This window comes from Clostridium sp. 1001283B150225_161107_B6 (genome assembly GCF_015556325.1).
Classification (GTDB): domain Bacteria; phylum Bacillota; class Clostridia; order Lachnospirales; family Lachnospiraceae; genus Enterocloster.
In genome coordinates this window covers 127986-152104 of record NZ_JADNMD010000004.1, presented here as the reverse complement: position 1 = coordinate 152104, position 24119 = coordinate 127986, and the positions used below count along the sequence as shown (strand labels likewise).

Below are 24119 nucleotides of genomic sequence, written 5' to 3'. Positions count from 1 at the left end.
CGCATATCTTGATTTTATCCCATATGGATTTTATCATAAAACCAGGATTCTGGCAATAGACGGATGGGCGGATGACGCAGGCCGTTTCACCCATATTCCCGGGTTATTCCGTCTCAACCTCCAAGACCTAAGGGGATACCGCAAAAATAAAACACAAGAAACATTGCTATCAGTACGCCCAGATACACGATGGAGAAGACCACCTGGCCCGATAATAATGTTCCCATGCCAGCCTCTTCCTTATTTATCTCCGGTATACGGTATTGATTCATCATTGAAATTGCGAACACAATCGCTGCATTTAAAGGAGTCAGATTATTGGTGCATGAGTCTCCTATTCTGTACAGGCATTGGGTTGTGACCGGGTTTATGCCAAGGTTTAAAAACATTGGTACGAATATGGGAGCCAGTATCATCCACTTGGCGGATGCGCTGTACATAAACAGGTTTGTTACAGCTATTACCACTATAAAAGCAATCATCAGCGGCAAACCGGTAAAATGAATGGACTCTAAAAGCCGTTCCCCGTTTACTGAAATTATGGTTGCCAGATTACTTTTATTGAATACGTAAAGCATTTCAGATACAACAAACAGAATCAGAACCAGCGATGAAACGCTCTTCACACCATTGGCCATCATTTTAGGAATATCATTTTTATGTTTAATGACGCCTGAACCCACTCCGTACGATACCCCCAGAATAACAAAAAAGATGGAGATGATAGGAACCAGGCCGGACATCAGCGGAGAACCGGGCAGCAGTTTTCCTTCATCTGAGCGCAGGAAACCGTTTGACGGCATACAGAATACAAGCATCATAACAATAAAAACCATCGTTCCAATGGCGGTAAATTTCATTCCCCTGTTTTCTTCAGATGACAATTCCAGCAAAGAACGGTCACTTGATGCACCCGCTTTTCTGTCTGTGTCCCCATACAGGGGAACGAGAACCTTTTCAGTGATTATAGTAGTCACTAATGCCAACACAATACAGGCTGCGGCCTGAAAGAAATAGTTTACCATCGGATTCATGGTATATCCCAATGGTTCTGAAACGCCATTGGTAATTGAAGATACAACCACATCCCCGACGGACGGCAGTAAATTGCCCATGTAACCGGCGCCCGCAGAACCATATGCCACAATAATTCCAATCCACGGGTTTCTGCCTATGGCCTTAAAAACAATAGCGCCGAGCATAACCGCCAGTATTGTTCCACCGTCTGAACAGATATTGGAACAGACCCCTACCATGGCCAGAACAAATGTTATCATGCTGTTGGGAGCATTGTAAAGAAGCTTGCGCAGTCCGACCTTAAAGAACTGGCTCTCATCACATATGGCCACACACATAGTAATTATCAGGACTGAGGTAAGGTTGGGACTATCTGTAAATGCCTTAATAAAATTGGCCAGCCACTTTTGCAGCTCTGCTTTGGAACACATGTTGACAACCCCAGCTGTCACCTCCTGGATTTCACCCTTTTGTGATGCGGTGGTATAGCTGACCGTAACCCCCAATTTACTGCATATAAACGAAGCAATCAGTACAATCCCAATTAAGACTAAAAATAAATAAAATGGATGCGGAAGCTTATTGCCAACCTTTTCAATATATTTAGCGAACCGGATAAACCCACTATTTTTACTTTCCTTATCTTTCGTCATTTTTACCCATCTCCTTTACATACCTAAACCCCGTTCAGCTTAAAAACCATAGTGCTGAACAAACGGACAGTCAACGGAATCACATCTTCATTTACACTGAAATTACTATTATGATTTGGCGCCGTGGAATCACAGCCAAGCCACATAAAGGTGGCCTTTCCTCCATGCTTCTGCACTTCCTTCATCATAAAGGTAACATCTTCCCCGCCTCCCAGCATATCATGAAAGGAATCCATCTGCGTGACTCCGGCTGTCTCTTTTGCCGCTTCATATGCCACAGCCGTCATTTCCTCATCACATGCAGCATCGATGGAGTGGCCCATTATTTTATAAGTAAAATCACACTCATACATCCGGGCCGCGGCCTCTGCTATTGTCACCATCCGGTTGAACATATATTCATTCAGCTCGTCCGTAAGGCCCCTGACCTCTGCCTTCAGCAGAGCATGGTCCGGGATGACATTTCTTCCCGGTCCCGCTATACAGGCGCCCACATTTACCCTGGTCCTGCCTGCGCTGTGTCTGGATATTCCCAGTATGTTCAGCGTGGCCGTGGCAGCGGCAGCAAGGGCATTATGTCCCATTTCAGGTGCCATACCAGCATGTGCAGACAGCCCCTTGAATATCAGGTCCACTTTGTAGCTAATGCTTCCATTCTTGGTGGAAGCTGCAAACTGGCCAAGACGGCTTGTCATATCAGCAACATGGCCTCCAAAGAGATAATCCACATCATCCAGTATACCGCTTGCCGCCATTGACGCACCTCCCCGTGCGCCCTCCTCTGCGGCCTGGAAAATCAGCTTGATTTTACCGCACAGCTGGTCTTTATAAACAGATAGTACCTTTGCGGCTCCGATTCCAATTGCAGTATGGACATCATGGCCGCATGCATGCATTAAATCAGGATGTATTGAGGCAAAATGCTCTCTGGCAGGAAAATGTTCCCCGCCTAAACATTCCTCTACATCATTGCAGTCGATGTCAAACCTTATGGCTGTTACAGGACCAGGTTTTCCGGTATCTATCACTCCGACCACCCCTGTATATCCGCCTCTCATCCTCTCTACCAGCTCCGGGTCCGCCCCCTCTCCAACTGCACGCTGCATACACTTTTCCAGTACATCTTCCGGCGGCACACCGTATCTCTCTCCCCGGACATGAACATCCCTTCCGAAAATATAAGGAATTCCAAACTCCTGCAGTTTCTTGATGATTTCCGAAGTGGTCAGAAATTCCGTCCACGCGTTTTCGGGCATCTTGTGTCTCTGTCTTCGAAATTGAATTAATTCTCTCGTCAATTCATCCTCTTTAATCCGATTGAATTCCATTCCTATCTCCTCCTCCTTCAAACCACGGGTTACCGGTAACTTATATCACTAAAATACCAAACCAACTCCCTATATTCCGCTATTGTTCCGCCAAATATCAGCTATTTCAGCAGCTGTTTCATTCATCTCCCCTTTGCCCCCTCCGCATTGTGTTATCCTGAAATCGTTTGTATAATATAGTTATTACGTTCCGGAAATAATCAGTCAAAGGGGGATTGGATAATTATGGATACAAAAACAGTACATTACTTTTCACTTCTGTCTGAAAGCAGGGATTTAAAAGAGGTTTCCGTCTTAACAGGCGACAGCGTGGAAGTCATCTGCAGTGCATTAGATGCTTTGCAGACAGAATTGGAGTGTACACTTCTGCGCCATACGGAAGATATAGTTTCCCTTACTGACCACGGCGAACATTTTCTGCGCTGCGCTCATGTCATTGACGCCTCTTTACAGGATTTCTTCTCTTATATCAGAACAGAGCCCACACGGGCCCCTGTCAGCATCTCATTGCATGCCTGCAGCGGACTGTTGACCCCGCTTTTTACTTCCCTGAAAGAAACTTACAAAACAATTGATTTGAGTATTTCCCAGAGCAATACTGAAAACCAATGTGACTTCAGTATTGTAACCGAGGAAACCGCTCCGACGGAGCCCAATGAAATGGTTTTGCTGAAAGAGCCATTATGTCTTGCCGTCAACAAAAAACATGCCTTTGGTGTGCGTAAATCCGTGGATTTGTCCGAATTGGCCAATGAGTCCTTCATTATCCAGAAAAGGACAAATCCTCTAAGAAAAATCACTGAAAAAAACTGTCTCAACGCAGGATTTACTCCAAAAATCATTATGGAAACAGATAATAACATGGCCTATTCAAAACTTATATCTGCCAACTGCGCAGTCAGCATCATCCCTGCCATTACAAACCAATTTATATTTGACGAATGCTGTTCCCTGATTGAAATAAAAAATCCTAATATATACCGTTACCTTGTCTTAAAATGGGAAAAGGGCCGGGATCTAAACGACGTCTGTATTACCATCAGGGATTTTCTGTCTTCTTACTTTGAGAATCTCCCTGCCATGCAAAAAAAGGTGTTTATCCATACATTCGGCCAGTTTGATGTGTATGTGGACGATGCTCCTGTGTATTTCAGCAATAAAAAATCCAAGGAATTCTTAGCCCTTCTCATTGACCGACAGGGCGGAACCGTTACCATGGAACAGGCGATTGATTGTTTATGGGAATCTGAACCATATGATGAAAAGATTAAACGCAGATATCGAAGTGTAATTATGGCGCTTCGCGCCACCTTAAAAAAATATGCAATTGAAAATATGGTCACATTTCAGCGTGCCGGTGCACATGTGAATAAAAATACCGTCTTATGCGATTTATTCGAATTCATAAACGGCTCTCCCGCCTATGTCTCTTCTTTTATGGGTGACTACATGCTTAATTACAGCTGGGGAGAGATAACACTGCCTCTTCTCATCCGCCTTAGCTCCACCATGGACTGAGCTGGTTCACCTGCAAATTACCACTAGCAAATTACCACTAAAAAACTGCCAGTCTTTCACAACTGGCAGTTCCCTGTAATTTACCATCTAATACGGACACTCTGAATATCATCATACCCGTATCTTCTTTAATGCCTCTGCGTACTTACGGTTAATCCTGCGGAATCCGCGGTCTTCCTCTGCGGGAATCTGGTCGTAATATTTCCTGGCCAGCGTATACAGGCCTTGTGATACCGCTATATGCTTCTCTTGGCCGGGAACTGTAAAATACATCAGCTTTCTCCAGTTACCCGCATAATACAGCTCCAGATTCTTTTTTGCCATGTGGCGCATGGCCTCTTTTGTTATCTCCATGATTTCATCACTCAGCCCTGCCTCAAAAATCCGTATCTTTTCAGCCAGCTGCCTGTAATCATCCACATATCTCAGCTTATATCCAGCCGGACAATCCAGCTGCTGAATCATATCCGAATAATCCTTACCCACGCAAACCATAAACTTTCCGGCAGTATCGTGATATAAAATATCATACTGTATGTATAACACAGCCCTACAGTCAGGACATACCACTATCTCAAACTTGCCGTCTAAAATCCGCTGCCTGAGCTCCGGATTCACGGATGGGGTAATACTGTCATATATTTTAATTGGTATGATGGAACCACAATCAGGACATCTAACTGCATGTGTTCTGTTTCTTGACATCACATTGCCTCCAAACATTTGTTCGATATACTAAGTATATCAAACATGGCAGATATTGTCAAACAAAAGGTAAACATTTGTTCTCATCTGCCTGGTGCCGCCTTATTTTCATCCTGATTCATTATATATCATCAGGACGGCGATTCATCCCCTCCGTATTTTATGGCATTCAGGAACGCATCCAGTGTATACTCCTTATCGAATTCATCCACGATGCTGTATTGCTGCTGATTCATCTTACTGTTGAAAAAATCCACCAGACTGGCCTCATCCCGGATAATGTGTTCTTCGACATAGGACCCCTCCCACTGGAACAGGTTCCGCTTGCCATTCCAGTGGGACACGCCGATTACCGTTTCATAGCTCTCGGATTTACCCGGCGCGCCTGAAATCCCGGATATACTCTCTCTTACTATTTCATTTCCAAACTCCGCGTTGACATAGGTTCCATTGACTTCACTGCAGTAATTCTCTATCTGCTGTTTTAATCCGGGGATGAATGTTTCTTCCCAGAACCTGTTAAATGCCTGGATTTCTTCCCTTTTTTTCCGGTTGAATAGATAATAACATGTAGACAATCGCTCTACCTCCATTGTGTCTCCAAACTCATATTGTCTTGTATATAATAAACTGTTTGCAAAAACTTTCTATATTATACCAAAATTCAGCCTGCAATGCCACTATAGATTTCATTGCCCATATGGTCCCTGTTTTATGCAGGACAATCCTCTCTGTCCTAAACCTGCTTTCTGTTTTGCGCTGTCATGTTGGAACACCTTATGAATATACTGTTATAACCACTTTATCCGGGTAACAATGTGCAGACAATCACCGAACTGACTTTACATGATACTATGCTTTACGGGGACATACCGGTATTTACTTATCACATCAGGTTTCCATCCTTCTCAACCACCTGTGATTTGGCTGCCGCCCAAACAATAAACGCTTATTACAGGCATCTTGCAGGAAATATGGAACAGTATTGCCGTACCGTCCTCTATCCTCAGGCAGTTGAAAGCGCCGGGTATATCCCTGTCAACCGTCCTCCGTTTAACCCTTATACCCTGGATACGCATTATCAGATAACCTATAATTCCGGTTGTATTACCAGTCTTTATATGGATACCAGCACTTACATGGGCGGAGCCCACCAGGAGCTTAACCGGACATCGGACACATGGGATTTTAATACCGGCAGGCAACTGCAGCCGGATGATATCTTCCCTCCTGCTCCCGGCACTCAGGACCTGCTTCAGGACACAATAGAGAGGCAAATCACAGAACGGTTAAAAATAACTACAAGGAGGTAACCTGTCTTGCAATCCTGCGAATTCGCTCTTTCCGTATCCACCCTGGCCTGCTGCATCGCAGAAGGAAAGAGCCCGGAAGAAATCGCCCTTATCAGCTCCATTTTTATGCAATTGGGCGACACCCTGGCAACCATTGCCGCACATCAGGCACTGTGCTGTCCTCCAAAGGACACAGACAATCAGTCATCATCAACCGATGCCCATCGTCAAAAAAAGGACGGATGAGCCTTGCTCTCCCGTCCTTTTCCTGAATTATATGTCCGCTTTTATACTTTTACGTTCCAGGTGGGCCACAATATAGGTTCCTACCAAATCACCCAGACAGTTCATCATGGTATACACCATATCAATCAAAGCAAATATGCCGGAAATGATGCCTACCACCTCAAGAGGAAGGCCAAATGCATCTATAACAATTGCTATTGTCACAATTCCGCCACCCGGCACTCCGCCGGCTCCGGTGGTGAGGATGAGGGATATCAGTATTGCCTTAATCAGCATGTCCATGGTCACAGGCGCGCCAATGGCCTGCGCTGCAAACAGGAATGTAATTGCCAGCATCATGCCGTTTCCATCCTTATTTACCTGGGAACCAAGAGGGATGGTAAAACCGGATATGGATTTAGGTATATTCATATTGTCCGCACATTCAATTCCAACCGGCACACACGCAAGGCTGGAACTGGTTCCAAGAGCTGTCACCATTAAAGGAGACGCCTTCTTGAGAAACCAAAGCGGGTTGCATTTTCCAAAAATAGTAAGCAGGACGCCATATACTATGATTTGAATCAGCACACATACATAGGATGCTCCCAGATATTTTGCAAGAAATCCGCCCAGCTGTGCCCCATAGGTACCAACGGTACAGGCCATCAAAGCACAGATACCGATGGGAGCATAACCCATAATCATCCCAACCAGTTTATTAAACAGATTGGCAAGGCTGTCCACACCGCTCTTGAGAACCGCCCTGTCCTCTTTTTTCACAAACAGCATGGCCACTCCTACAAAGGCACTGAACACAACAATCTGGTCAAACTTGCCATTGGTAAGGGACGCAAAAATATTAGATGGAATCAGGCCTATTATGGTATCGCCAAAGGACGGTATGGTTTCAATAGCCTGGTCATATGTTCCCTGCAGCACAAATCCCCTGCCCGGCTGGAGAACGGTTCCCAGCATCAACCCTAAAACAATGGCAATAACCGTGGTAACGCAGTAATAAATCATTATTTTAATCCCTACCCTGCCGAAAATCTTCGGGTCGTCCAGGGATGAAATACCAGAAATAAGGTTCACTACAATCAGGGGCAGGGCCGCCATCTTTAAAAGATTTAAGAATACAGTGCCAAAGGGTTTAATGACATTAATGCGCTCTCCAAAAACAGCCCCCAGTATAATTCCTATCACCATAGCAACTAACAGTTTTGTCAATAACGGAATCTTCCTATACCTCTCCATCATACTCATACAGATACCCTCCTATCTGTTGATTCTGTTAACCTCATGCAACGCTGCTGATACTTTATCCATCTGTTCCTGTGTGTTGTAAAAGTCTATTCCTAACCGAATGTATCCCCCTCTCATGGTGCAGTGAATCTTATGCCTCTTTAATATGGCAATCACTTCCTCATCTGCGTGGGACGGATAGTAGACGCATACCACCCCTCCCCAATTCTTCTTGTCTGCTGCCTGAACAACGTGAAGGTCCAAATCTTCCAGCTGCCTCCGCAAATACGCCTCCAGCTGTCTGACATATTCGTCAATGTTCCCTATTCCCAGCTCCAGTATCAGTTCAATCCCCTTGTTAATTGCATTAATACAGTTGTAACTCAGGTTCCCGGATTCAAAACGTCTGGCGTTGGGGTGCCATTCCAGAAAGTCAAAATTGGTTGTTATGGCAGGCGGTGCCACATGGCTTACAACGCTTTGGTATGATGCATAGGGAGGAATGATATCCTTCACAATCCGGTGGGTGCAATACACGATTCCTGCGCCCAGTGTTCCCAGAAGACCTTTGTTGGTGCCCGCCACCATCCAGTCAATGTTCATGGCCTGAACATCTATATCCAGTCTCCCCAATGCCTGAATGCCGTCCACCATGAAAATCACGTTCTTCTCCCTGCAGGCCGCGCCCAGCTTGTGTAAATCGGCAAAAAAGCCTGTGCTGAACTGTACCGCGGATACCGTCAGTACCTTTGTATTTTCATCAATTGCTGCAATCATATCGTCTGCATTGATTTCGCCGTTCCTGCTCTTCACCACGTGCAGGTCCACCTTCTTACGCTGGTGCAGGTTTATCCACGGGAACAGATTGGCCTGATGTTCCTGGTCCGCAACCACTACATTGTCCCCTTCCTTAAAGGGGTAGCCATCTGCCAGTATGGATACGCCCTCACAGGTGTTCTTAACAAAAGCAATCTCCAGAGGGTCTGCCGCGTGAATTAACTGCGCCGCCTTTTCGCGCGTGTCCGCCACCATATCCCATGCTTTCGGTACAATGTCATCCCCATAATTGGCTATATAATCCTGCATAAAAGATTCATACGCTTTCTGAACCCTTAAGGGCGGCATCACAACCGAAGAAACATTCAAAAAAATATCCTCACCCAGAAAAGAAAACTCGCTCTCTATCAGCTCCCTGTTCAGCATCTGCCTTCCTCCTCCATCATTCGCTGGTATCATTCTGGTTTTGCCCGTCATTGATATAGTTGTAAATTGTATACCTTGATACATCATAGTATTTGGATACAATGGTGCTGGCATTTTTTATTTTAAATGCCCCCTTGTTATTTAAATACCGGATGCCCTCAATCTTCTGCTCCCGGTTCATCACTGCAACCGGTGTTCCTACATAATGAATGGATTCATTTATCAACGATACCAGCAAATCATCCACATTATTGTAAACAGTAGTCTCCACCTTTTCATCCTCTCCGGAGCCTACATAATTATTAAGAAATTTTCTGGCTATCATGGCGTCTGTTATGTCGCAGTTGACGCAGAGCGAACCTAATATTTTGCCCTGCTCGTCTTTCACATAGATGGTGCTGGATTTTAGATACCGTCCGTCCTTTGTCTGGGAAATATACCCAAACTTGCCGTCATCCGCCTCCTCCCCATGCATGATTTTTAATCCAATGGAGGTCCCGCTGTCGCCCACCTCTCTTTTTGTAACATTGCCATTGGAAATGGCCACAATGGTGTGGGAAAAATCTTTTTTATAATCATGCACAACGAACTCCACTGATTCCCCAAAATGCTTTCCTAATCCCTGGATTAAAACATCCAGTGCCGGTAATAATTCACTGATTTCCTTCAAAATTTCATCCTGCTTTCAATTTTCTATCTTTTTATTGCAATCACATCAATCTCCACCAATATGCCTCTGAGCTGGACACCAAATGTGCTTCTGGCCGGAAACGGTTCCGGTATCATGGCCCCATACACCTCATTCATATCATTAAAATAGGATATGTCTGATAAATATACGGTTGACCTGACTATGTCGGCCAAGGTGCACCCTGCTTCCCTGAGAACACTTTCTATGTTCCTGATGACCTGTTCTGTCTGGGCCTTAATCCCATCTTTCATTTCCCCGGTAATTGGGTCAACCGGCCTTTGCCCTGATACAAAGACAAATTGTCCGGTTTCAATGCCCTGGGAATACGGTCCGGCCGGCGGCGGCGCCTTCTTTGTCTGCAGTTGCGTTTTCTGTTCCATGGTAAACCCCCTTTTACATGAAAACATTGTACGTTTTGTTTCTGTTCCTATTATACACTAACTTTCAGATAATTACAATATTATTTTAAGTGTTCAACAAATATTTTATGTTTCATTAAAACAAATGTTTAATCACAAAAAATCTGGCAGAGGACCAGCAATCCTCTGCCATAAATATGGTTATTATTTATTCATTTCCCTGCGCATCACAGCATCACCTTATACTTACAGCATCACTCTTAAAGCATAATTGTCTGCGACATCTTCTCCAGCAAAGCCAACACACTCCAGGCAGCCAGAGTTGAGGATTTGGCATTCCCCTCGCTTGGTTTTACAGCCACCTTAATCTCAATCTCCCCAAAATCCCCTTTCAGTCTGATATCATGGATATTGGTTTTAAGCCCCGGACAGCTGTTGATTTTGACTTTAGTCTCATCCACTCCAAGGGTCGCTACTGCCATTGAAACCGCAACATTTACATTCTTAGGGAATCCTTCAATGGCCTCCCTTGAACTGCCCTTAAAGACCAATTGCTCCTGATGTTCCGGCAAATCCGTTCCCCCAAGATAGGGAGCGCCATTGAGAGAATGGGGATTCTTTGTGGTTTGTATTTCAGCTTCATCCAATCCCCCGAAACGTACGGCCCTCATAAGGTCAAAACCGCCTATGGCTCCGCTTGCAACATGGAGCTTTGCCCCGGATTCAGAACCTGCCTGCTTTATATTTTCCATCAGGCCACTGTCGGCCAGCGCTCCCACAGAAAGAATAATCATATCAATGCCTGCTTTAAGAATATCACAGGCCATGCTTTCCACCACTTCTTTTGACGCCGCCTCAACCACATAGGCTGGTTTATATGCAATGATTTCTTCAGGAGACAGCGCCACACCAACCCCCAGCCGTTCTGCCAGCTTCTCCGCCCGGGACTGCTGCCCGTCAAAGACCGCAGCTATCTCATAGAATTTCCCCAGTTTATCCTTTATACCATCTGCGATAATTGACCCCAATACACCGCAGCCTATTATTACCACACTTTTTTTATCGGAACCCATAGCAACGTTTTTCCTCCCCTTCTAAGAATATTTCTTTAATCATACCGCAAATATTCGGAAAAGAAAAGTTGCTTTGTCTAAAATAGTTTCCATTCCATTTTCATGATTTCGGATTCGCATCCATTGTGATACCGGTGACAACTTAAACAATCCGATATACCAGGCGCCATGTCTCTTGGAACAATTTCAAATCCCATCTTTTTATAAAACCCAGGAACCTTTGCATTCAGCATCAGTCTACCGGCACCCAGTCCCTTCACTAATTCAATTACCTTTGTTACCAGCAATGTACCTAATTTTTTTCCCTGGTATTCCTTTTCTATAGCGATTGCCTTCAATACATATTCATGTTCAGAATATATAACCGTGGCGCCGCCAACTAGCTTACCTTCACCGGAAATCAGCTCCAGGCACATCAGCAGATTGTCAAGCCTGACCTTTTGAACATCTATTTCCAATCCGGCATTCACATACATTGGTATCATCTTTTCATAATCCATGGATTGAACAACCGCATATGCTTCTCCTCCCGCTGAATGTATGTATGTACACAATGGCTTCCCTTCCTTTTGATTATCCATATACCCACCTGATATCATTCATAACTACGATTTAGTTTCTTTTCCGCCATCCTCAGCAATTTTTCCAAAATCACAACCAACAGCCAATACATGATAATCAATCCGCTGTACCCTTCAAAAAAACGTAATGTTGCTGCTGAGTACAGCTGGGCCGCTGCCGTTATCTCTATGACTCCAACCGTAAAAGCCATGGATGAGCCTTTAATAATATCAATGAAGCTGTTGGCCAAAGCAGGTATCGCCACCCTTGTTGCCTGAGGAAACACAATCAGCCGGACAATCTGTTTTTCTGTATATCCCAGGGAACGTCCAGCCTCCAGCTGCCCCTTCTCCACTGACATCAGCGCACCTCTTATGGCTTCCTTCATATAGGCGGAGTTATTCAGGCTCATGGTAATGACTGCCGATGTAAATCCTGATACATTAATAAACGCAGGAATTATATTAGGAAGGCCAAAATAGAAGAAAAACAGCTGTGCTAATAATGGTGTCCCCCTGAAAAATGATGTATATACCCGGATGAATTTCAACGTCTTTTTCACATTAAAATATTCGCACAATGCCATAATCACAGCAATTATCAGGGAAATAGTCAATACCAGTATGGATAATGACATGGTAACCGGGAGCGCTTTCAGCATGGAATATATGACCTTGATGATTCCTTTCATTCCTATTCTCATCACTGATACCTTTATTCCGGTTTCTGAGTAATATCCATCTTAAACCATTTCTCAGATATATTCTTTAAAGTTCCGTCCTTTTTCATCTCCGCCAGAGCATTGTCAAATACGGTGCATAATTCCTCTCCCTCATCACCAATCAGAAATGGATATCCATATTCCTGATAAGAGCCTGTCTGACCGATTATCTTCAAATCATATCCTGCTTCTATATTGGTATTAAGCGAAGGCTCGCCGCCAATCCACAGGTCTACCCTTCCATTTTCCACATCCGTGATTGAGATTCCCTCATAGTACACCGGCTCCAAATCAACCCCCAGCCCGCTTTCCAGCTGTTTTAATACCATTTCATCCGAGGAACCCACCTCTACCACAATTGTACGTCCGTCAATATCATCCAGAGAGTTAATATCAGAATCGCTCTTTGTGGCTAAAACCATGGGATTATACACATACGGCTGGGTAAATACGTATTTTTCCTTTCTTTCATCTGTAATTGTAACTATATTGGCCACTGTATCCACTCGTTTGGCATCCAGATTTCCAAAAAGGCCGCTCCAATCCATTGCCTTCATTTCAATCTCATATCCGGTTCTCTTACTGATTTCCGCCATAATATCCGCTTCAAATCCTACTATCTTGTCATCTTCCACATATGTCCAGGGGAACATGGTTCCCTCTGTGCCAACCTCCAATTTTTTCTTTTCTGTGGAAACCTTATTTCCGCCAGCAGAACACGCAGTAATTGATAATCCCGCTACTAACACCATTAATAATACACTTTTTCTTTTCATACCTTTTTCTCCTTTAAAAATCATCTAAATTAATTACCTCGAGAAACTTTTTCAATCTGTTGTTCCTGGGGCATTCGAATATGGTTTCCGATGTGCCCTCCTCCTGGATAATCCCTTCATCCAGAAAAATAACATGGTCTGATATTGCCCTGGCAAATTGCATCTCATGCGTGACTATGACCATTGTTTGTTTCTGCTTTGCAAGGTCCCTGATTACATACAGGACTTCCTTAACCAATTCAGGGTCCAGTGACGAGGTTGGTTCATCAAACAATATGACCTTGGGTTTTACCGCCATCGCCCTGGCTATGCCAACCCTCTGCTGCTGTCCCCCGGACAGTTTTCTTGGATACTCGTCAGCTTTATCCATCAAGCCCACCCTGTCCAACAGGGACCTGGCCGTCTCCTCAGCGTCTGTTTTATTCATCTTTTTTACATGGATAAGCGGGTCCATGATATTCTCCAGGACAGTTCTGTGTTGAAATAAATTATAATTCTGAAAAACCATGGAGCTGTTTTGTCTTAAATTCCAGGTATCCTTATTGGCCATGCATGAAAAATCATACGGCTGCCCGTCAAAGGAAATGCTTCCCTTTTCCGGCTTTTCCAGATAATTAATGCATCTCAGAAGAGTTGACTTTCCAGAACCTGAGGGGCCTATAACCGTAACGATTTCACCGTCATGGATATCCAGGCTGATATCTTTCAGTACATTTAAATCATTAAATGATTTGAATAAATTTCTAATTTGAATCATGATTCCACCTGTCTAATAAGGCCGAAGACTTACTTTTATATAAAATCATATTTTCGTTGTATATTCCGGGAATTCCTCCGGAATGGAGCAGCATTATATGTTTGCCGGAAAACTTCAAATTAGATTCAATATAGTTCAATGCTCCATTGAAAATTTTTCCGGTGTAAACAGGGTCCAAAAAAACGCCTTCTTTCCTCGCAACATATTCAATGGTCTTCATGGTTTCATCATCCGGTTTGGCATAGCCTGCGCCAATGCTGTTGCTTAAAAATTCCAAATCATTTACAGATACTTTCACTTGCTGATTCAGAAGCCGGGCAGCTGATTCTATCAAACCAACAATAAATCCAGGCTTATCCCTTGACATTTCTTCGATATTGACTGCCACTACCTTTGTATCCGGCATATAGATACGGCCGCCTAACCACATACCGGCAAAGGTACCGCCTGAACCATTTCCACAGAATATATAATCAAAAGACTGGGCTGCCTGTTTTTTTATTTCCTCCACACAATCCACATAACCCAATACGCCAAGAGGCATGCTTCCGGCTGAATTGATATAGTAAATATCGTCCTCCGACAGTCCATACTTACTCCGGTACGATACAAGCCGCTGCTTTTTGCAAGCCTCTAACCGTTCACCGGACAAACGGTCCCTTTCTTCTGCAGTCAGGTCATTGTTTTCCATAATATCCGCCACATACACAAATTCCACGTCACATCCTGCAAACTCATCCAAAATCAAATTACCGCTTAAATGACCGGAAAATCCGCGTTCTTCAATCAGAAGAAACAGAACACAATGTAAGCCTAATTTTGAAGCACACAGCGCGGTCAGCATTCCATGGTTGGTCTGCAGAGAACCGCTGGTAACAATTAAACGGCACTTATTTTTTACTGCGTCCGCCAAAAGATATTCTAATTTCCGGACCTTATTTCCGCCTAGCCCTACTCCGATTAAATCATCGCGCTTGATATATATGCTGCAGCCATAGTCACGGCTGACTGCATCTAGTTTATGAATGGGTGAGGGGAATTTAATCAGTCCTGCTTTACCGATATCTCCTGTCCCGTTCCCTTTATTCTCTTTTGGTGTAATTACAATCATCCCCCTCCCACCATATTTTTCCAATTCGTACATAAAACATCCTAATTCTAGCATAGTGACCTTTATTAAGCAAATTCAAAAAAATTATTGTGCAGATTTGCCTATAGATTTTAGCTATAACAAATGCTGCAGCCAAAATCATCTTATCTCGACAATATATAAAAAGTGACCAGGCAGTCTCCTGCCTGGTCATCTTTCATCTGACATCTGTTTCTTCTGTTTTTTCTTCCATATCCTCATCGGGCCATAACAGCAGTCTATCCCGGCAGGCTATCCGCTAAATCATAAAATACACATTAAGCAGTACGGATATCACTGCGAACACACTCAATACGGAATAAAAAATCTTCATCCCCTTACTCTTCGTATTCCTGACAGAATATACCAAAAAGACAAACCATGCAGTATAGGCACAGATGGTAAACAAGGGATTTCGGATTAGGTACAATAGAATGAACAGGATATTGACTATTTTCATCCCGTCTTCTGAAAACAACTTCTTTTTTAATTTTTCCAGCATAGCTTCCTCCTTTCGGATTCCTGCCAGACAGCCGGTTCTGCTCCCTGTTTCTTTTTAATCACAATTTACCATCTGCAATATAGAGAGCCACATCATAAAATGATTTCACACTGTCTTCCGGTCCGTTCAGCAGACGTTTGTAAACCTTTGTAATGGGGGACATCTGGTTTTTGCCATCCTTCTTAAGAACTGGTATGCTGTCTTCTCCTGCCGCCCAGAAATACCCCCTAAGGGTCAAATATGTATCTAAAAGCGTCTGTCCGAGATAGACCCCGAAAATCACGGACAGATTCCACAGCTGACTGTCCGATGCCCTGTTTTCCCTGTACTCTTCATGGTAATACTGCAATATCTCATCTAATGCCGCAATACTGTCTGCTGAAAAATCAAATGCTTTGTGAAAGGCTGCGCCATATTTAACCGCTGTATCACAAAGCTTTTTATAGTCTGCTGCCGGTTTGCCGCAGTCCTCCATCGGTCATCCTCCTATCTTATTGCATAAATGTCCGAATCACCTGTATGCCTCCGGTTATATGCTGATTATATTCCTCAATCAATTCCGCAGGTACCTATTATTCCTGGTGATAATGCATTCCTGTGTCTGGATTCTTCATTAAACTGGATTGTTTTCGTCATTCAGCCGTTTTAAAGCGCGCCTGGCAGTTCTCCGGTTCCAGCGCTTGCACTTCCTCCATCCGTTATGATTGACAGCCCAGCAGGCATATTTTCTGTCGAATTTATCTTCATATGACAATCGCTTCCAGAATCCCTTTCTCATAACATCTCCTTAATCAAATGGCTGTCCTTACAGCGCGCCGGCACAAGGAGAAAGGGCTCATCATTCCCCCTTCTCCTTCAACATTTTTATATACAATTCATCCCTGTTACTGCAAATCAATGTTCTGTTACAATCAACCAGATATACCCCTCCATTTTGAAATTCAGGATGGACTTTAATGGGGTCCGTCACGCACATCTGAAAAATGCCATTGGTTCCAAACGGCTCAATGGACTGCAGATATATCATATTATAGAGAGCTTCATCGCCATACTTCCCACCAACATAATATAAAATGGAATTCAAACCACTCCCGGCCGTGCCGTAACTGTCCACTTCCTTTTGAGTGATTTTTATCTCATGATAGTCTCCTCCATCATACCATCCTACAAACCATATATGACCATCCATATCCGCCACCTCATCCCATAATAATTATATCAGCGGATACATGGACTGTAAACAATCAATCATTATTTTATACCAGCCGCTTTCCGGGAAACGCATGAAAAAACAGCAGACATAGTCTTTCCTTTTGTTCAGCAAATCCCATCCTGCTTTTTCTTTAACTCACAATAGGCCTTTACCATGGAATTTGAATTCGATTGCAGGTCCTTAAAATACAATTGATTTAAGTTTCCCATGCCGTCATCATATGTAATCACGAATCGGACACCATCGTCTTCTTTCTTTTTGCCGGATGCGTAAATAATCCCTCCGAAGAGCGACAAAATCCCCCAAAGAAACATTTCGCCCAACGCCGACCGCTTGTACCTTAATCCTTTTACCTGGGCCTCCATGTTCCGAATCCGCTTGATGAAAAAGGTGAAGTGTACATTATATGTACCGTCAAAATTATCCTCCAGTATGTACAGATGGCGCACCGTCAATATAAGTTTACAGAAACAGTCCGGATACTGCGCGCTGGGCGGAACCAAACGCGCTGTAAGAACGGCAGCAACCTTCTCTCCCCTGTACTCTTTTATATGACCCATAGTCTCCTCTCTTTCCGTCAGCTGGTGTCCGGCATCCATAAATGCATCCGATAGAATCAGTCCCCCGGGTTAAATTCCTTCCATCTGATGTGCAAACCCATTCTTAGTAAATACTCCATTTATCTTCCCTTTAATTGCCACTATATTATACTGGTTTCCTCCAATCAGGCATATGCAAATCCGCCGTTATGGCTCTCCTTTGCCTCGTACAGGGCCTCATCGGCACATTTGACAAGAGCGGCGTAATTATCTCCGTTTTTAGCGATGACAGCTCCGGCTGATAAAGTGATGGGGGGCATGTTCCGGCGTTTGGCTTCTGTGGCAATGGTGTGGTTAATGTCATCTATGATTCTGCGGGCAACTGAATAGTCATCTGTCCTGGTGACAAATATGGCAAATTCATCCCCGTGAAGCCGTGAGGCCAGGTCAACGGTCCGGATACGTCCGACAATCATCTGCGCGCAGAGTTTGATAACCTCATCTCCTATCACATGTCCGTAATTATCATTGATTGACTTAAAATGGTCCCCGTCCAGCATGATGAGAATCCCTCGTTCATCCGAATCCATGATATCCAGATAGTCTGCAACATTCTGACGGAAGGATTTGAAATTCATCATACCGGTCAGGTCATCAATGGCAGCAGCCTTCTGGGCAGCAGCCAGGGCCAGCTCCAGACGTTTCTGGGTCTGTCCCAGTTCAACATAGGCTGCTTTCAGTTCACGGTTCTTAAGTTCCCTGGAAATACGGCTCAGAACATAGATAAGGAGCAGCTCCAGTACCAGTAACGGCAGAAGCCATACCTGAACCGTGGCTTTCAGCATGGAGAGAACCGGTACCAGCACAAGACAGTTATATTCACCGCCAGGCTGCAGATAGCCGTAGTAGGCCTTATTCCCCATGTGGACTGTGAGCACGGTTTGTTCCTGTTGCAGCAGCCGGTAAAGGCCGGCGCCCAATTTCCGGCGGAAGGAAAGAAAAGCAGACGCTGACTGTACCTGTTCTTCCAGCTTCTCACGCTCTGTATCCGTCACAGGTCCCGCATCCTGAAGGGCGGCCCGGGCCTCTTCCAGAAGGGCGCCGGCCTCTCCCAGGGAAACATAAAGGCTTCCTCCCAGATAATCCGGGTCAGCGCTTCCGATGATGGTGCCGTTGCTTTCAAAAATCATCATCTGCTCGCCGTCATAGGATGTCATGGAGGTTACCAGGCTCTGGATATCCCCCATTTTGATGTCATAGGCAAACACGGTTTCCCCGTCCGGCTGAAGCTGGGAAATCGTGGAGAGAATATAATGGTTGGCATAACTCATATAAGGCGGCGTGAAGACGATTTCTCCCATGCCCGCCGCCGCGTCCTTATACCATGGACGTTCTGTGGCCACATAGCCGGTATCCTCATAACTGGAATAGGGCGTGTCCCAGCTGTACAGGTAACGGCCCTGATAATACATATAAAGGCCGTCAAAGGTAGCGCCCTCAATCTCCAGCATTTTGGAATCAATGTCTTTCAGGTAGTCCCATATATCATCCGGCTCAGGATGGTCCTGGATTTCCTGAGACAGCATATGGGCGAACAGCTGAAAAGAATGAAGATAGCGGTCCATGACCTGGTCCAGCCGTTCCATGGTCTCCTGCCCGTGGGAGGCAAAGCATTCACTGATATGAAGAGTCTCCTTTCTGGCCAGCAGCAGGAGGGCTGCAAAATTGATAATCAAAAAAACCGCAGCATACCTGAATGCTTTATTCCACCTTTTAATCCCCGTTCCTGTCCCCTTCATCAACCTGTCCCCCTAATGTAAAATGACATTTTTCTGCCTTTAACACTATATTAGCGCAAAAATGTGACCGTGTATATTGGCGAATCAAAGGTTTGCATATTTTTGCAAATATCAGGAAAAACACTTTTTTTGAAAAAACAGTTGACACTTTCTTAAACCTGTGGTATCCTAATTGAGGTTCGGAAATGTTCCAAATCAAAGGGGAATAGTTCAATGGTAGAGCAGCGGTCTCCAAAACCGTAGATGGGGGTTCGAGCCCCTCTTCCCCTGCTGACTATTTTAACGAATAGCCCAACCCGAAGAGAGTCGAGAAATTCTTATTTTATAAGATTTCTGGGCTTTTTCTTTTTGTGTTTTTGCTGCCCTTTATACCAATCCCAATTTGAAAAAACGGGTGGCCGAGCACAGGACTCTACCACCCTTACCGTATCTTATCGCTTTATTGTACCCAGGCACCAGACCCATCAACATACCGGCCGTCCGGTGTCCATGTATCGGCATACATTGCGCCGTCTGTCCCTAAATAATACCATTTTCCATTGATGGCCTGCCAGCCGGTCAGCATGGCCCCGCTGCCATTCAGGTAATACCATACGCCGTCGAGCTTGAGCCACCCTGTCTGCATATACCCTGAACTATTAAAATGGTACCATATGCCATTAATTTGTTTCCAGCAGGATGATGGATATCCGCCAATATCGTAAGAATACCACCAACCGGTTCCATCCTGAATCCATCTTCCGCTTCCGCCGTAGTTGCCGATTTCGTCCTCGTCTATATAGAGTGAATCAGAATCGTTAGACCATTCTCCTGTTTTATTATTATAGTTCGCAATTGCACGGACACGGAACGTATAATCCCCTTCTTTGTTAATATATCCAGCAAAATTATAGGAAGTTCCGGTTGTACTGACCGTTGTCACGGTTTTCTCATCACGCAGTAACTTTACATCATAACTTTTGGCCCCTTCTATTTCATCCCATACCGCAGTAGTGTCTTCCCATGTAACATTTGAGGCGCCCTCTAACTTGCCGCCGATTCTCTTTAGTTCTGCATAGACTTCTATATAATCTCCGTTATCATAAATCTTGGCCTTTTTAAATTCCGCATTACATCCGCTCAACGAAAAATGGCTCTTAGATGTATAGGAAAACCGGTAGCCTGATTTGGCATACAATTCAATCTTTACTTCCGGCACATCGCCAACCGTCCAGGTATCCTGGTCTTCGGAATTCGTATATTCTGCAGATTCCACATAATATTCATTGCCCTCTGCGTGTACGGATATATCACCTATATCTTCGCCGCTTTTTGGGGCTTCTCCATATGAAAAGGTTAGTTTTACCCTATCAATTTTTGTATCAGCCGCATAAGCTGTCATCCCCATTCCAACTGTCATGGCAGCAGCCACAATGAAACAAATAATCTTTTGTTTTTGCATTATTCTCCCCCTTATTGAAATATCTTCCATCGACTTGTTGATTTAATTATAATATGACAGTTTATATTATACTATTTAATATTTATTACAAGATTATTAAAAAAGAATTGATAATATATGTATCTCAATCCTATTGAATCCTTGTATAATACTCATACATAAATCCTGATACAATTCCGCCTTCTGTATATGAAATCATTTCATCCCCGGCCGCGTAATAATATGTGGCCTCCAAAATATTTCCATCGTAGGCAATTTGCAGGTCTTTGCCTGAAATCGGTTTTATATAATACGTTCCGTCTTCAGCCGGATACAGGTCGAATTCATATTGCAAAAACCTTTGATTTTTTTCCATCATCCACCATTCAATTTTCAAATTACCGTTTCCTTTTTTAGAAATAACTACTTCGCGTTCCGGGCTAGACCAAACCCCACCCGCAGAATTGCCGTAATACTCTCTATTCCACCGGCCGATATATGTATTTTCATCCGTTTTGATTGACTCATTACTTTTATTTCCCTGTGTTTGCACGTTCCCGTCTATAACCCATGCGCCATCCTGATTTACAGTATAGCCGTCAGGTGTTATGGTATCCGTACAAAGATATCCCCTTTCATCAAAATAATATGACTCGGATACCCCATCCCCGTTACCATCAATCCATTGCCAGCCATTTGAAGGAAAAGAACCATCATCGTTTTGGTACCACCACCCGGAAGTTTCTTGTATCCATTGTCCGGCAAAGGATGTGACGGCACTTCCGTATGTAATGGCAAATACAGTCATAAATACACAAAATATTTTTCTCATTTTTCTTCCCCCTGTGCGTTTGATAAATAAAGTATACCATTGTTTACAATCATTCACAATAAACATATATTTATAAAATGCTCCCGTTTTTATATTGTAATCTTTTTTATCGGGCTTCCCGCCTTAACAGCCTCTGGCATAGATTATAATTTAATTCTGCCCGCCTGTCTTATATAGGATTGACAGTATTCGTTTCAGGTATTTATTTTTATTATTGCTGAACCATATCATGGTAATTCCCTGCTTGTAATGATAACTGTCCGGCAGCTTATAGCTCATAATATTTTTATTATTTGCCAGATTAACATATGGACGAAGTAATGTTATATAGAGTCCTGTGGCCAGATAAATCGGTATGTCATCATAGGATTTTACGATTTCAATGCCCTTTGGGGTAAATGGCAGCAGATTAATCATTCTGTAGTCATTTTTTTCAATCAGGTATTTTGTGGTGACGATTGGATAATTTGCAAAATCCTCTATTGTCAGGCCGCTCTTATTTAGCGGACTGCTGACCGAGAAGAAAATCTGCGGTTCCGTTGAAGCGATTGTGTGAAGCTTAATATTGGGATTCGATATATTGGTATCGGATAAAATGAATCCAAGGTCAATGGAGCCGTCCAGGACTCCGTTCACAACCTCTGCGTTTTCACAGCATTGTAATTTCATGACCGCGGTGGGGATGTAATTCTCCCTTCTGAATAAGCGGAAGAATTCAGGTATAGACGAAGAAAAATCAATGCTCTGGCAAAATCCGATGCTGACCCGCTCCTGCTTGGACCGGCGGGAATCATTCAGCAGCAGCTCTATCTTGTCGTACAGTTCTGTCAGCTCCAGGTTAAGTAAGATGGCTCTCTGGGTTGGCATAATCCCCTTCTTTTGCCGCGAAAATAGTGGTTCCCCTATGATTTTCTCTAAGGCCGCTATATTTTTGCTGATGGTTGACTGGGTTGTGTAAGCAAGCTTTGCCGCCTGGGAAAAACTGGAACATTTCATGGCGATTTTAAAATACAGTATCTGCTGCAGACTAATGTTGTTCATGACTGCCGCTCCCCCTCCCTGCACCGTGATATTCGGCTGCGGTTTCCCGTATTTAACCGCAGTAATGGGTGCTGTACAATAAATCCATTCTATCAAAAACCATGTGTGCTGGCTATCGGAAAAGCATATAAAAAGCAAATAAAAATCATGTGAAAAATGAATGGTATGTATTCCGCTTTGGAATAAATAAAACCTGCATCCTGTATTATAATGTATGTAAATCAGGCCTGATTTATATAAAAATAAAAGACAAAATTACATCCGTTTTATTTGGAGATGCCTTTTTATGTATTCCAATAAAACAGAATTATAGGAGGTTATGCTGCGTATGAAAATAGTGAGTGTGGATGTATTTCTTTTGGACGGCGGTTCACCCGGGTGGAGGCCCATTGTCTGCCGTGTGAATACGGACCAGGGGGTGTCCGGTTACGGCGAGGCTTCTGTTGGTTTTGATACCGGGGCCTCAGCCTCATACAATATGATGAAAGAGGTTGCTCCGCTGGTCATAGGAATGGACCCCATGGCCACGGAGGCTGTCTGGAATAAGATGTATACACAGACCTTTTGGGCACAGGGCGGCGGCACCATTATGTTTTCTGCCATAAGCGCCATTGATATGGCATGCTGGGATATTAAAGCAAAGGCAGTGAATCTTCCGCTCTACAAGCTGCTGGGCGGCAAATGCCGTGAGAAATTACGCTCATATGCCAGCCAGCTGCAGTTTGGCTGGGGGAAAGGAATGGTGTTTGACCGGGGTTATAAAACAGAGGACTTAGTCGAACATTCCCTGAAAGCGGTTGATGAAGGCTTTGACGCCATTAAAATTAATTTTATTACATATGACGAAAAGGGAGGCCGCCTTGGATTTTTAAAGGGACCCATTATGCCCAGGACAAGGGCATTAATAGAGGAACGCGTGAAAGCGGTCCGGGATGCAGTAGGGGATTATGTGGATATCATTGTCGAAAACCATGCCAGGACCGATGGGGTGTCGGCTGTTGAAATGAGCGAAATCATTAAGCCCTACGGCATCATGTTTATGGAAGAGACCTGCACCCCCATGAATCTGCAGGTGCTTGAGACAGTCCGCAGCCGCTCTGCTGTATTGCAGGCAGGAGGCGAGCGGGTCTATGGAAAGTTTCATTATGCCAATCTGATAAAAAAAGATATATTTCAGATATACCAGCCTGATTTGGGGACATGCGGCGGTATAACGGAGGCAATGAAAATAGCAGCCATGGCAGATGCCGTTGATGCCGGTATACAGATTCATGTATGCGGAAGTCCAATTGCAATTGCAGCATCTCTGCATGTGGAGACATCGCTTTCCAATTTTGTCATACATGAACATCATGTCACAAACAGAAGTGAAAACAATATACGCTTGGGTATTTACGATTACCAGCCGGATGACCGGGGTTTCTGCCATGTGCCTGAACTGCCCGGAATCGGCCAGGAATTATCAGGGTGGGCCATGGACCATGCATTACAAAAGGAGACAGTGAAAGGGGAATAAAGAA

General features: G+C 44.1%; 26 protein-coding genes and 1 tRNA gene. 5 read left to right on the top strand and 22 right to left on the bottom strand.

The window, feature by feature from the left end; genetic code table 11:
- Positions 1-113: 113 nt before the first annotated feature.
- Together I2H39_RS12055 and I2H39_RS12050 are read right to left on the bottom strand one after the other, a co-directional pair.
- Entirely contained in the window at positions 114-1670 is a 1557-nt protein-coding gene (locus tag I2H39_RS12055) for an AbgT family transporter (protein ID WP_195626560.1), read from the bottom strand.
- 23 nt (positions 1671-1693) lie between these two features.
- On the bottom strand, positions 1694-2998 hold the full coding sequence (locus I2H39_RS12050; protein WP_195626559.1) for an amidohydrolase: 1305 nt from the start codon (positions 2996-2998) through the stop codon (positions 1694-1696).
- Positions 2999-3223: 225 nt separating this feature from the next.
- Between I2H39_RS12050 and I2H39_RS12045 the strand changes: the two genes are divergently transcribed.
- A complete protein-coding gene (locus I2H39_RS12045) occupies positions 3224-4516 on the top strand; it encodes a LysR substrate-binding domain-containing protein (RefSeq protein ID WP_195626558.1) in 1293 nt (430 codons plus the stop codon).
- 111 nt (positions 4517-4627) lie between these two features.
- On the opposite strand, the gene I2H39_RS12040 is transcribed toward I2H39_RS12045, so the two are convergent.
- Both I2H39_RS12040 and I2H39_RS12035 read right to left on the bottom strand, forming a co-directional pair.
- Positions 4628-5221, bottom strand: coding sequence for a CpXC domain-containing protein (locus I2H39_RS12040; protein WP_138310561.1), 594 nt, complete (start codon positions 5219-5221; stop codon positions 4628-4630).
- Between the two features lie 131 nt (positions 5222-5352).
- Positions 5353-5799: a hypothetical protein gene (locus I2H39_RS12035; protein ID WP_138308553.1), complete on the bottom strand. Its 447-nt coding sequence runs from the start codon at positions 5797-5799 to the stop codon at positions 5353-5355.
- Positions 5800-6075: 276 nt separating this feature from the next.
- On the opposite strand from I2H39_RS12035, the gene I2H39_RS12030 reads away from it, so the two are divergent.
- Together I2H39_RS12030 and I2H39_RS12025 are read left to right on the top strand one after the other, a co-directional pair.
- A complete protein-coding gene (locus I2H39_RS12030) occupies positions 6076-6534 on the top strand; it encodes a DUF4163 domain-containing protein (RefSeq protein WP_207739908.1) in 459 nt (152 codons plus the stop codon).
- A 6-nt stretch (positions 6535-6540) separates the two neighbouring features.
- Positions 6541-6759: a DUF6774 domain-containing protein gene (locus I2H39_RS12025; protein ID WP_138308557.1), complete on the top strand. Its 219-nt coding sequence runs from the start codon at positions 6541-6543 to the stop codon at positions 6757-6759.
- Positions 6760-6786: 27 nt separating this feature from the next.
- Here I2H39_RS12025 and I2H39_RS12020 read toward each other — a convergent pair whose 3' ends face one another.
- The 15 genes from I2H39_RS12020 to I2H39_RS11950 form a co-directional block, all read right to left on the bottom strand.
- Entirely contained in the window at positions 6787-8004 is a 1218-nt protein-coding gene (locus tag I2H39_RS12020; protein ID WP_138308559.1) for a dicarboxylate/amino acid:cation symporter, read from the bottom strand.
- Between the two features lie 12 nt (positions 8005-8016).
- On the bottom strand, positions 8017-9186 hold the full coding sequence (locus tag I2H39_RS12015) for an aminotransferase class V-fold PLP-dependent enzyme (RefSeq protein WP_138308561.1): 1170 nt from the start codon (positions 9184-9186) through the stop codon (positions 8017-8019).
- A gap of 16 nt (positions 9187-9202) precedes the next feature.
- A complete protein-coding gene (locus tag I2H39_RS12010; protein ID WP_138308562.1) occupies positions 9203-9856 on the bottom strand; it encodes a PAS domain-containing protein in 654 nt (217 codons plus the stop codon).
- Between the two features lie 23 nt (positions 9857-9879).
- Entirely contained in the window at positions 9880-10257 is a 378-nt protein-coding gene (locus tag I2H39_RS12005) for a Rid family detoxifying hydrolase (protein ID WP_138308564.1), read from the bottom strand.
- 239 nt (positions 10258-10496) lie between these two features.
- Positions 10497-11309: an aspartate dehydrogenase gene (locus I2H39_RS12000; protein WP_138308566.1), complete on the bottom strand. Its 813-nt coding sequence runs from the start codon at positions 11307-11309 to the stop codon at positions 10497-10499.
- A 77-nt stretch (positions 11310-11386) separates the two neighbouring features.
- Positions 11387-11890, bottom strand: coding sequence for a GNAT family N-acetyltransferase (locus tag I2H39_RS11995; protein WP_195626557.1), 504 nt, complete (start codon positions 11888-11890; stop codon positions 11387-11389).
- 14 nt (positions 11891-11904) lie between these two features.
- Positions 11905-12573, bottom strand: a complete 669-nt coding sequence (locus tag I2H39_RS11990) for an amino acid ABC transporter permease (protein WP_195626556.1) — start codon at positions 12571-12573, stop codon at positions 11905-11907.
- 11 nt (positions 12574-12584) lie between these two features.
- The gene (locus I2H39_RS11985) at positions 12585-13367 is read right to left on the bottom strand and encodes a transporter substrate-binding domain-containing protein (RefSeq protein WP_195626555.1); all 783 of its coding nucleotides are present in this window, start codon (positions 13365-13367) and stop codon (positions 12585-12587) included.
- A 13-nt stretch (positions 13368-13380) separates the two neighbouring features.
- Complete coding sequence (locus I2H39_RS11980; RefSeq protein WP_195626554.1) at positions 13381-14124, bottom strand: amino acid ABC transporter ATP-binding protein; 744 nt, start codon at positions 14122-14124, stop codon at positions 13381-13383.
- A complete protein-coding gene (locus tag I2H39_RS11975; RefSeq protein WP_195626553.1) occupies positions 14111-15235 on the bottom strand; it encodes a pyridoxal-phosphate dependent enzyme in 1125 nt (374 codons plus the stop codon). The genes I2H39_RS11980 and I2H39_RS11975 overlap by 14 nt, the downstream gene beginning before the upstream one ends.
- A 277-nt stretch (positions 15236-15512) precedes the next feature.
- A complete protein-coding gene (locus I2H39_RS11970) occupies positions 15513-15755 on the bottom strand; it encodes a hypothetical protein (RefSeq protein WP_195626552.1) in 243 nt (80 codons plus the stop codon).
- 58 nt (positions 15756-15813) lie between these two features.
- Entirely contained in the window at positions 15814-16230 is a 417-nt protein-coding gene (locus tag I2H39_RS11965) for a hypothetical protein (RefSeq protein WP_195626551.1), read from the bottom strand.
- A gap of 363 nt (positions 16231-16593) precedes the next feature.
- Positions 16594-16944: a hypothetical protein gene (locus I2H39_RS11960; protein WP_195626550.1), complete on the bottom strand. Its 351-nt coding sequence runs from the start codon at positions 16942-16944 to the stop codon at positions 16594-16596.
- Between the two features lie 128 nt (positions 16945-17072).
- Positions 17073-17528 (bottom strand): hypothetical protein, encoded by a 456-nt coding sequence (locus tag I2H39_RS11955; protein ID WP_195626549.1) that lies wholly within the window; start codon positions 17526-17528, stop codon positions 17073-17075.
- A gap of 164 nt (positions 17529-17692) precedes the next feature.
- Positions 17693-19306 (bottom strand): sensor domain-containing diguanylate cyclase, encoded by a 1614-nt coding sequence (locus I2H39_RS11950; protein ID WP_195626548.1) that lies wholly within the window; start codon positions 19304-19306, stop codon positions 17693-17695.
- Between the two features lie 199 nt (positions 19307-19505).
- On the opposite strand from I2H39_RS11950, the gene I2H39_RS11945 reads away from it, so the two are divergent.
- A tRNA-Trp gene (locus tag I2H39_RS11945) sits at positions 19506-19576 on the top strand.
- Positions 19577-19745: 169 nt separating this feature from the next.
- Here I2H39_RS11945 and I2H39_RS11940 read toward each other — a convergent pair.
- The 3 genes from I2H39_RS11940 to I2H39_RS11930 all read right to left on the bottom strand — a co-directional run bounded on the left by I2H39_RS11940 (position 19746) and on the right by I2H39_RS11930 (position 22599).
- The gene (locus I2H39_RS11940; RefSeq protein ID WP_138308579.1) at positions 19746-20747 is read right to left on the bottom strand and encodes an N-acetylmuramoyl-L-alanine amidase family protein; all 1002 of its coding nucleotides are present in this window, start codon (positions 20745-20747) and stop codon (positions 19746-19748) included.
- Positions 20748-20877: 130 nt separating this feature from the next.
- On the bottom strand, positions 20878-21558 hold the full coding sequence (locus I2H39_RS11935; protein ID WP_195626547.1) for a hypothetical protein: 681 nt from the start codon (positions 21556-21558) through the stop codon (positions 20878-20880).
- A gap of 150 nt (positions 21559-21708) precedes the next feature.
- Positions 21709-22599 carry a LysR family transcriptional regulator gene (locus I2H39_RS11930; protein ID WP_195626546.1) on the bottom strand — a complete coding sequence of 297 codons (891 nt, stop codon included), beginning with the start codon at positions 22597-22599 and terminating at the stop codon, positions 21709-21711.
- A 328-nt stretch (positions 22600-22927) separates the two neighbouring features.
- Between I2H39_RS11930 and I2H39_RS11925 the strand changes: the two genes are divergently transcribed.
- Positions 22928-24115, top strand: coding sequence for a mandelate racemase/muconate lactonizing enzyme family protein (locus tag I2H39_RS11925; protein ID WP_195626545.1), 1188 nt, complete (start codon positions 22928-22930; stop codon positions 24113-24115).
- The last annotated feature ends 4 nt before the right edge of the window (positions 24116-24119 follow it).

Excerpts from the sequence above, each read along its gene's own strand:
- I2H39_RS11955 (WP_195626549.1), bottom strand. The coding sequence starts at position 17,528 with ATGGGTCATATAAAAGAGTACAGGGGAGAGAAGGTTGCTGCCGTTCTT.
- I2H39_RS11940 (WP_138308579.1), bottom strand. The coding sequence starts at position 20,747 with ATGCAAAAACAAAAGATTATTTGTTTCATTGTGGCTGCTGCCATGACA.
- I2H39_RS11985 (WP_195626555.1), bottom strand. The coding sequence starts at position 13,367 with ATGAAAAGAAAAAGTGTATTATTAATGGTGTTAGTAGCGGGATTATCA.
- I2H39_RS11925 (WP_195626545.1), top strand. The coding sequence starts at position 22,928 with ATGAAAATAGTGAGTGTGGATGTATTTCTTTTGGACGGCGGTTCACCC.
- I2H39_RS12055 (WP_195626560.1), bottom strand. The coding sequence starts at position 1,670 with ATGACGAAAGATAAGGAAAGTAAAAATAGTGGGTTTATCCGGTTCGCT.
- I2H39_RS11970 (WP_195626552.1), bottom strand. The coding sequence starts at position 15,755 with ATGCTGGAAAAATTAAAAAAGAAGTTGTTTTCAGAAGACGGGATGAAA.
- I2H39_RS12000 (WP_138308566.1), bottom strand. The coding sequence starts at position 11,309 with ATGGGTTCCGATAAAAAAAGTGTGGTAATAATAGGCTGCGGTGTATTG.
- I2H39_RS12040 (WP_138310561.1), bottom strand. The coding sequence starts at position 5,221 with ATGTCAAGAAACAGAACACATGCAGTTAGATGTCCTGATTGTGGTTCC.
- I2H39_RS11950 (WP_195626548.1), bottom strand. The coding sequence starts at position 19,306 with ATGAAGGGGACAGGAACGGGGATTAAAAGGTGGAATAAAGCATTCAGG.
- I2H39_RS11975 (WP_195626553.1), bottom strand. The coding sequence starts at position 15,235 with ATGATTGTAATTACACCAAAAGAGAATAAAGGGAACGGGACAGGAGAT.
- I2H39_RS12045 (WP_195626558.1), top strand. The coding sequence starts at position 3,224 with ATGGATACAAAAACAGTACATTACTTTTCACTTCTGTCTGAAAGCAGG.
- I2H39_RS12020 (WP_138308559.1), bottom strand. The coding sequence starts at position 8,004 with ATGAGTATGATGGAGAGGTATAGGAAGATTCCGTTATTGACAAAACTG.
- I2H39_RS11980 (WP_195626554.1), bottom strand. The coding sequence starts at position 14,124 with ATGATTCAAATTAGAAATTTATTCAAATCATTTAATGATTTAAATGTA.
- I2H39_RS11930 (WP_195626546.1), bottom strand. The coding sequence starts at position 22,599 with ATGAACAACATTAGTCTGCAGCAGATACTGTATTTTAAAATCGCCATG.
- I2H39_RS12050 (WP_195626559.1), bottom strand. The coding sequence starts at position 2,998 with ATGGAATTCAATCGGATTAAAGAGGATGAATTGACGAGAGAATTAATT.
- I2H39_RS11965 (WP_195626551.1), bottom strand. The coding sequence starts at position 16,230 with ATGGAGGACTGCGGCAAACCGGCAGCAGACTATAAAAAGCTTTGTGAT.
- I2H39_RS12015 (WP_138308561.1), bottom strand. The coding sequence starts at position 9,186 with ATGCTGAACAGGGAGCTGATAGAGAGCGAGTTTTCTTTTCTGGGTGAG.
- I2H39_RS12005 (WP_138308564.1), bottom strand. The coding sequence starts at position 10,257 with ATGGAACAGAAAACGCAACTGCAGACAAAGAAGGCGCCGCCGCCGGCC.
- I2H39_RS11935 (WP_195626547.1), bottom strand. The coding sequence starts at position 21,558 with ATGAGAAAAATATTTTGTGTATTTATGACTGTATTTGCCATTACATAC.
- I2H39_RS11995 (WP_195626557.1), bottom strand. The coding sequence starts at position 11,890 with ATGGATAATCAAAAGGAAGGGAAGCCATTGTGTACATACATACATTCA.
- I2H39_RS11960 (WP_195626550.1), bottom strand. The coding sequence starts at position 16,944 with ATGGATGGTCATATATGGTTTGTAGGATGGTATGATGGAGGAGACTAT.
- I2H39_RS12030 (WP_207739908.1), top strand. The coding sequence starts at position 6,076 with ATGCTTTACGGGGACATACCGGTATTTACTTATCACATCAGGTTTCCA.
- I2H39_RS11990 (WP_195626556.1), bottom strand. The coding sequence starts at position 12,573 with ATGAGAATAGGAATGAAAGGAATCATCAAGGTCATATATTCCATGCTG.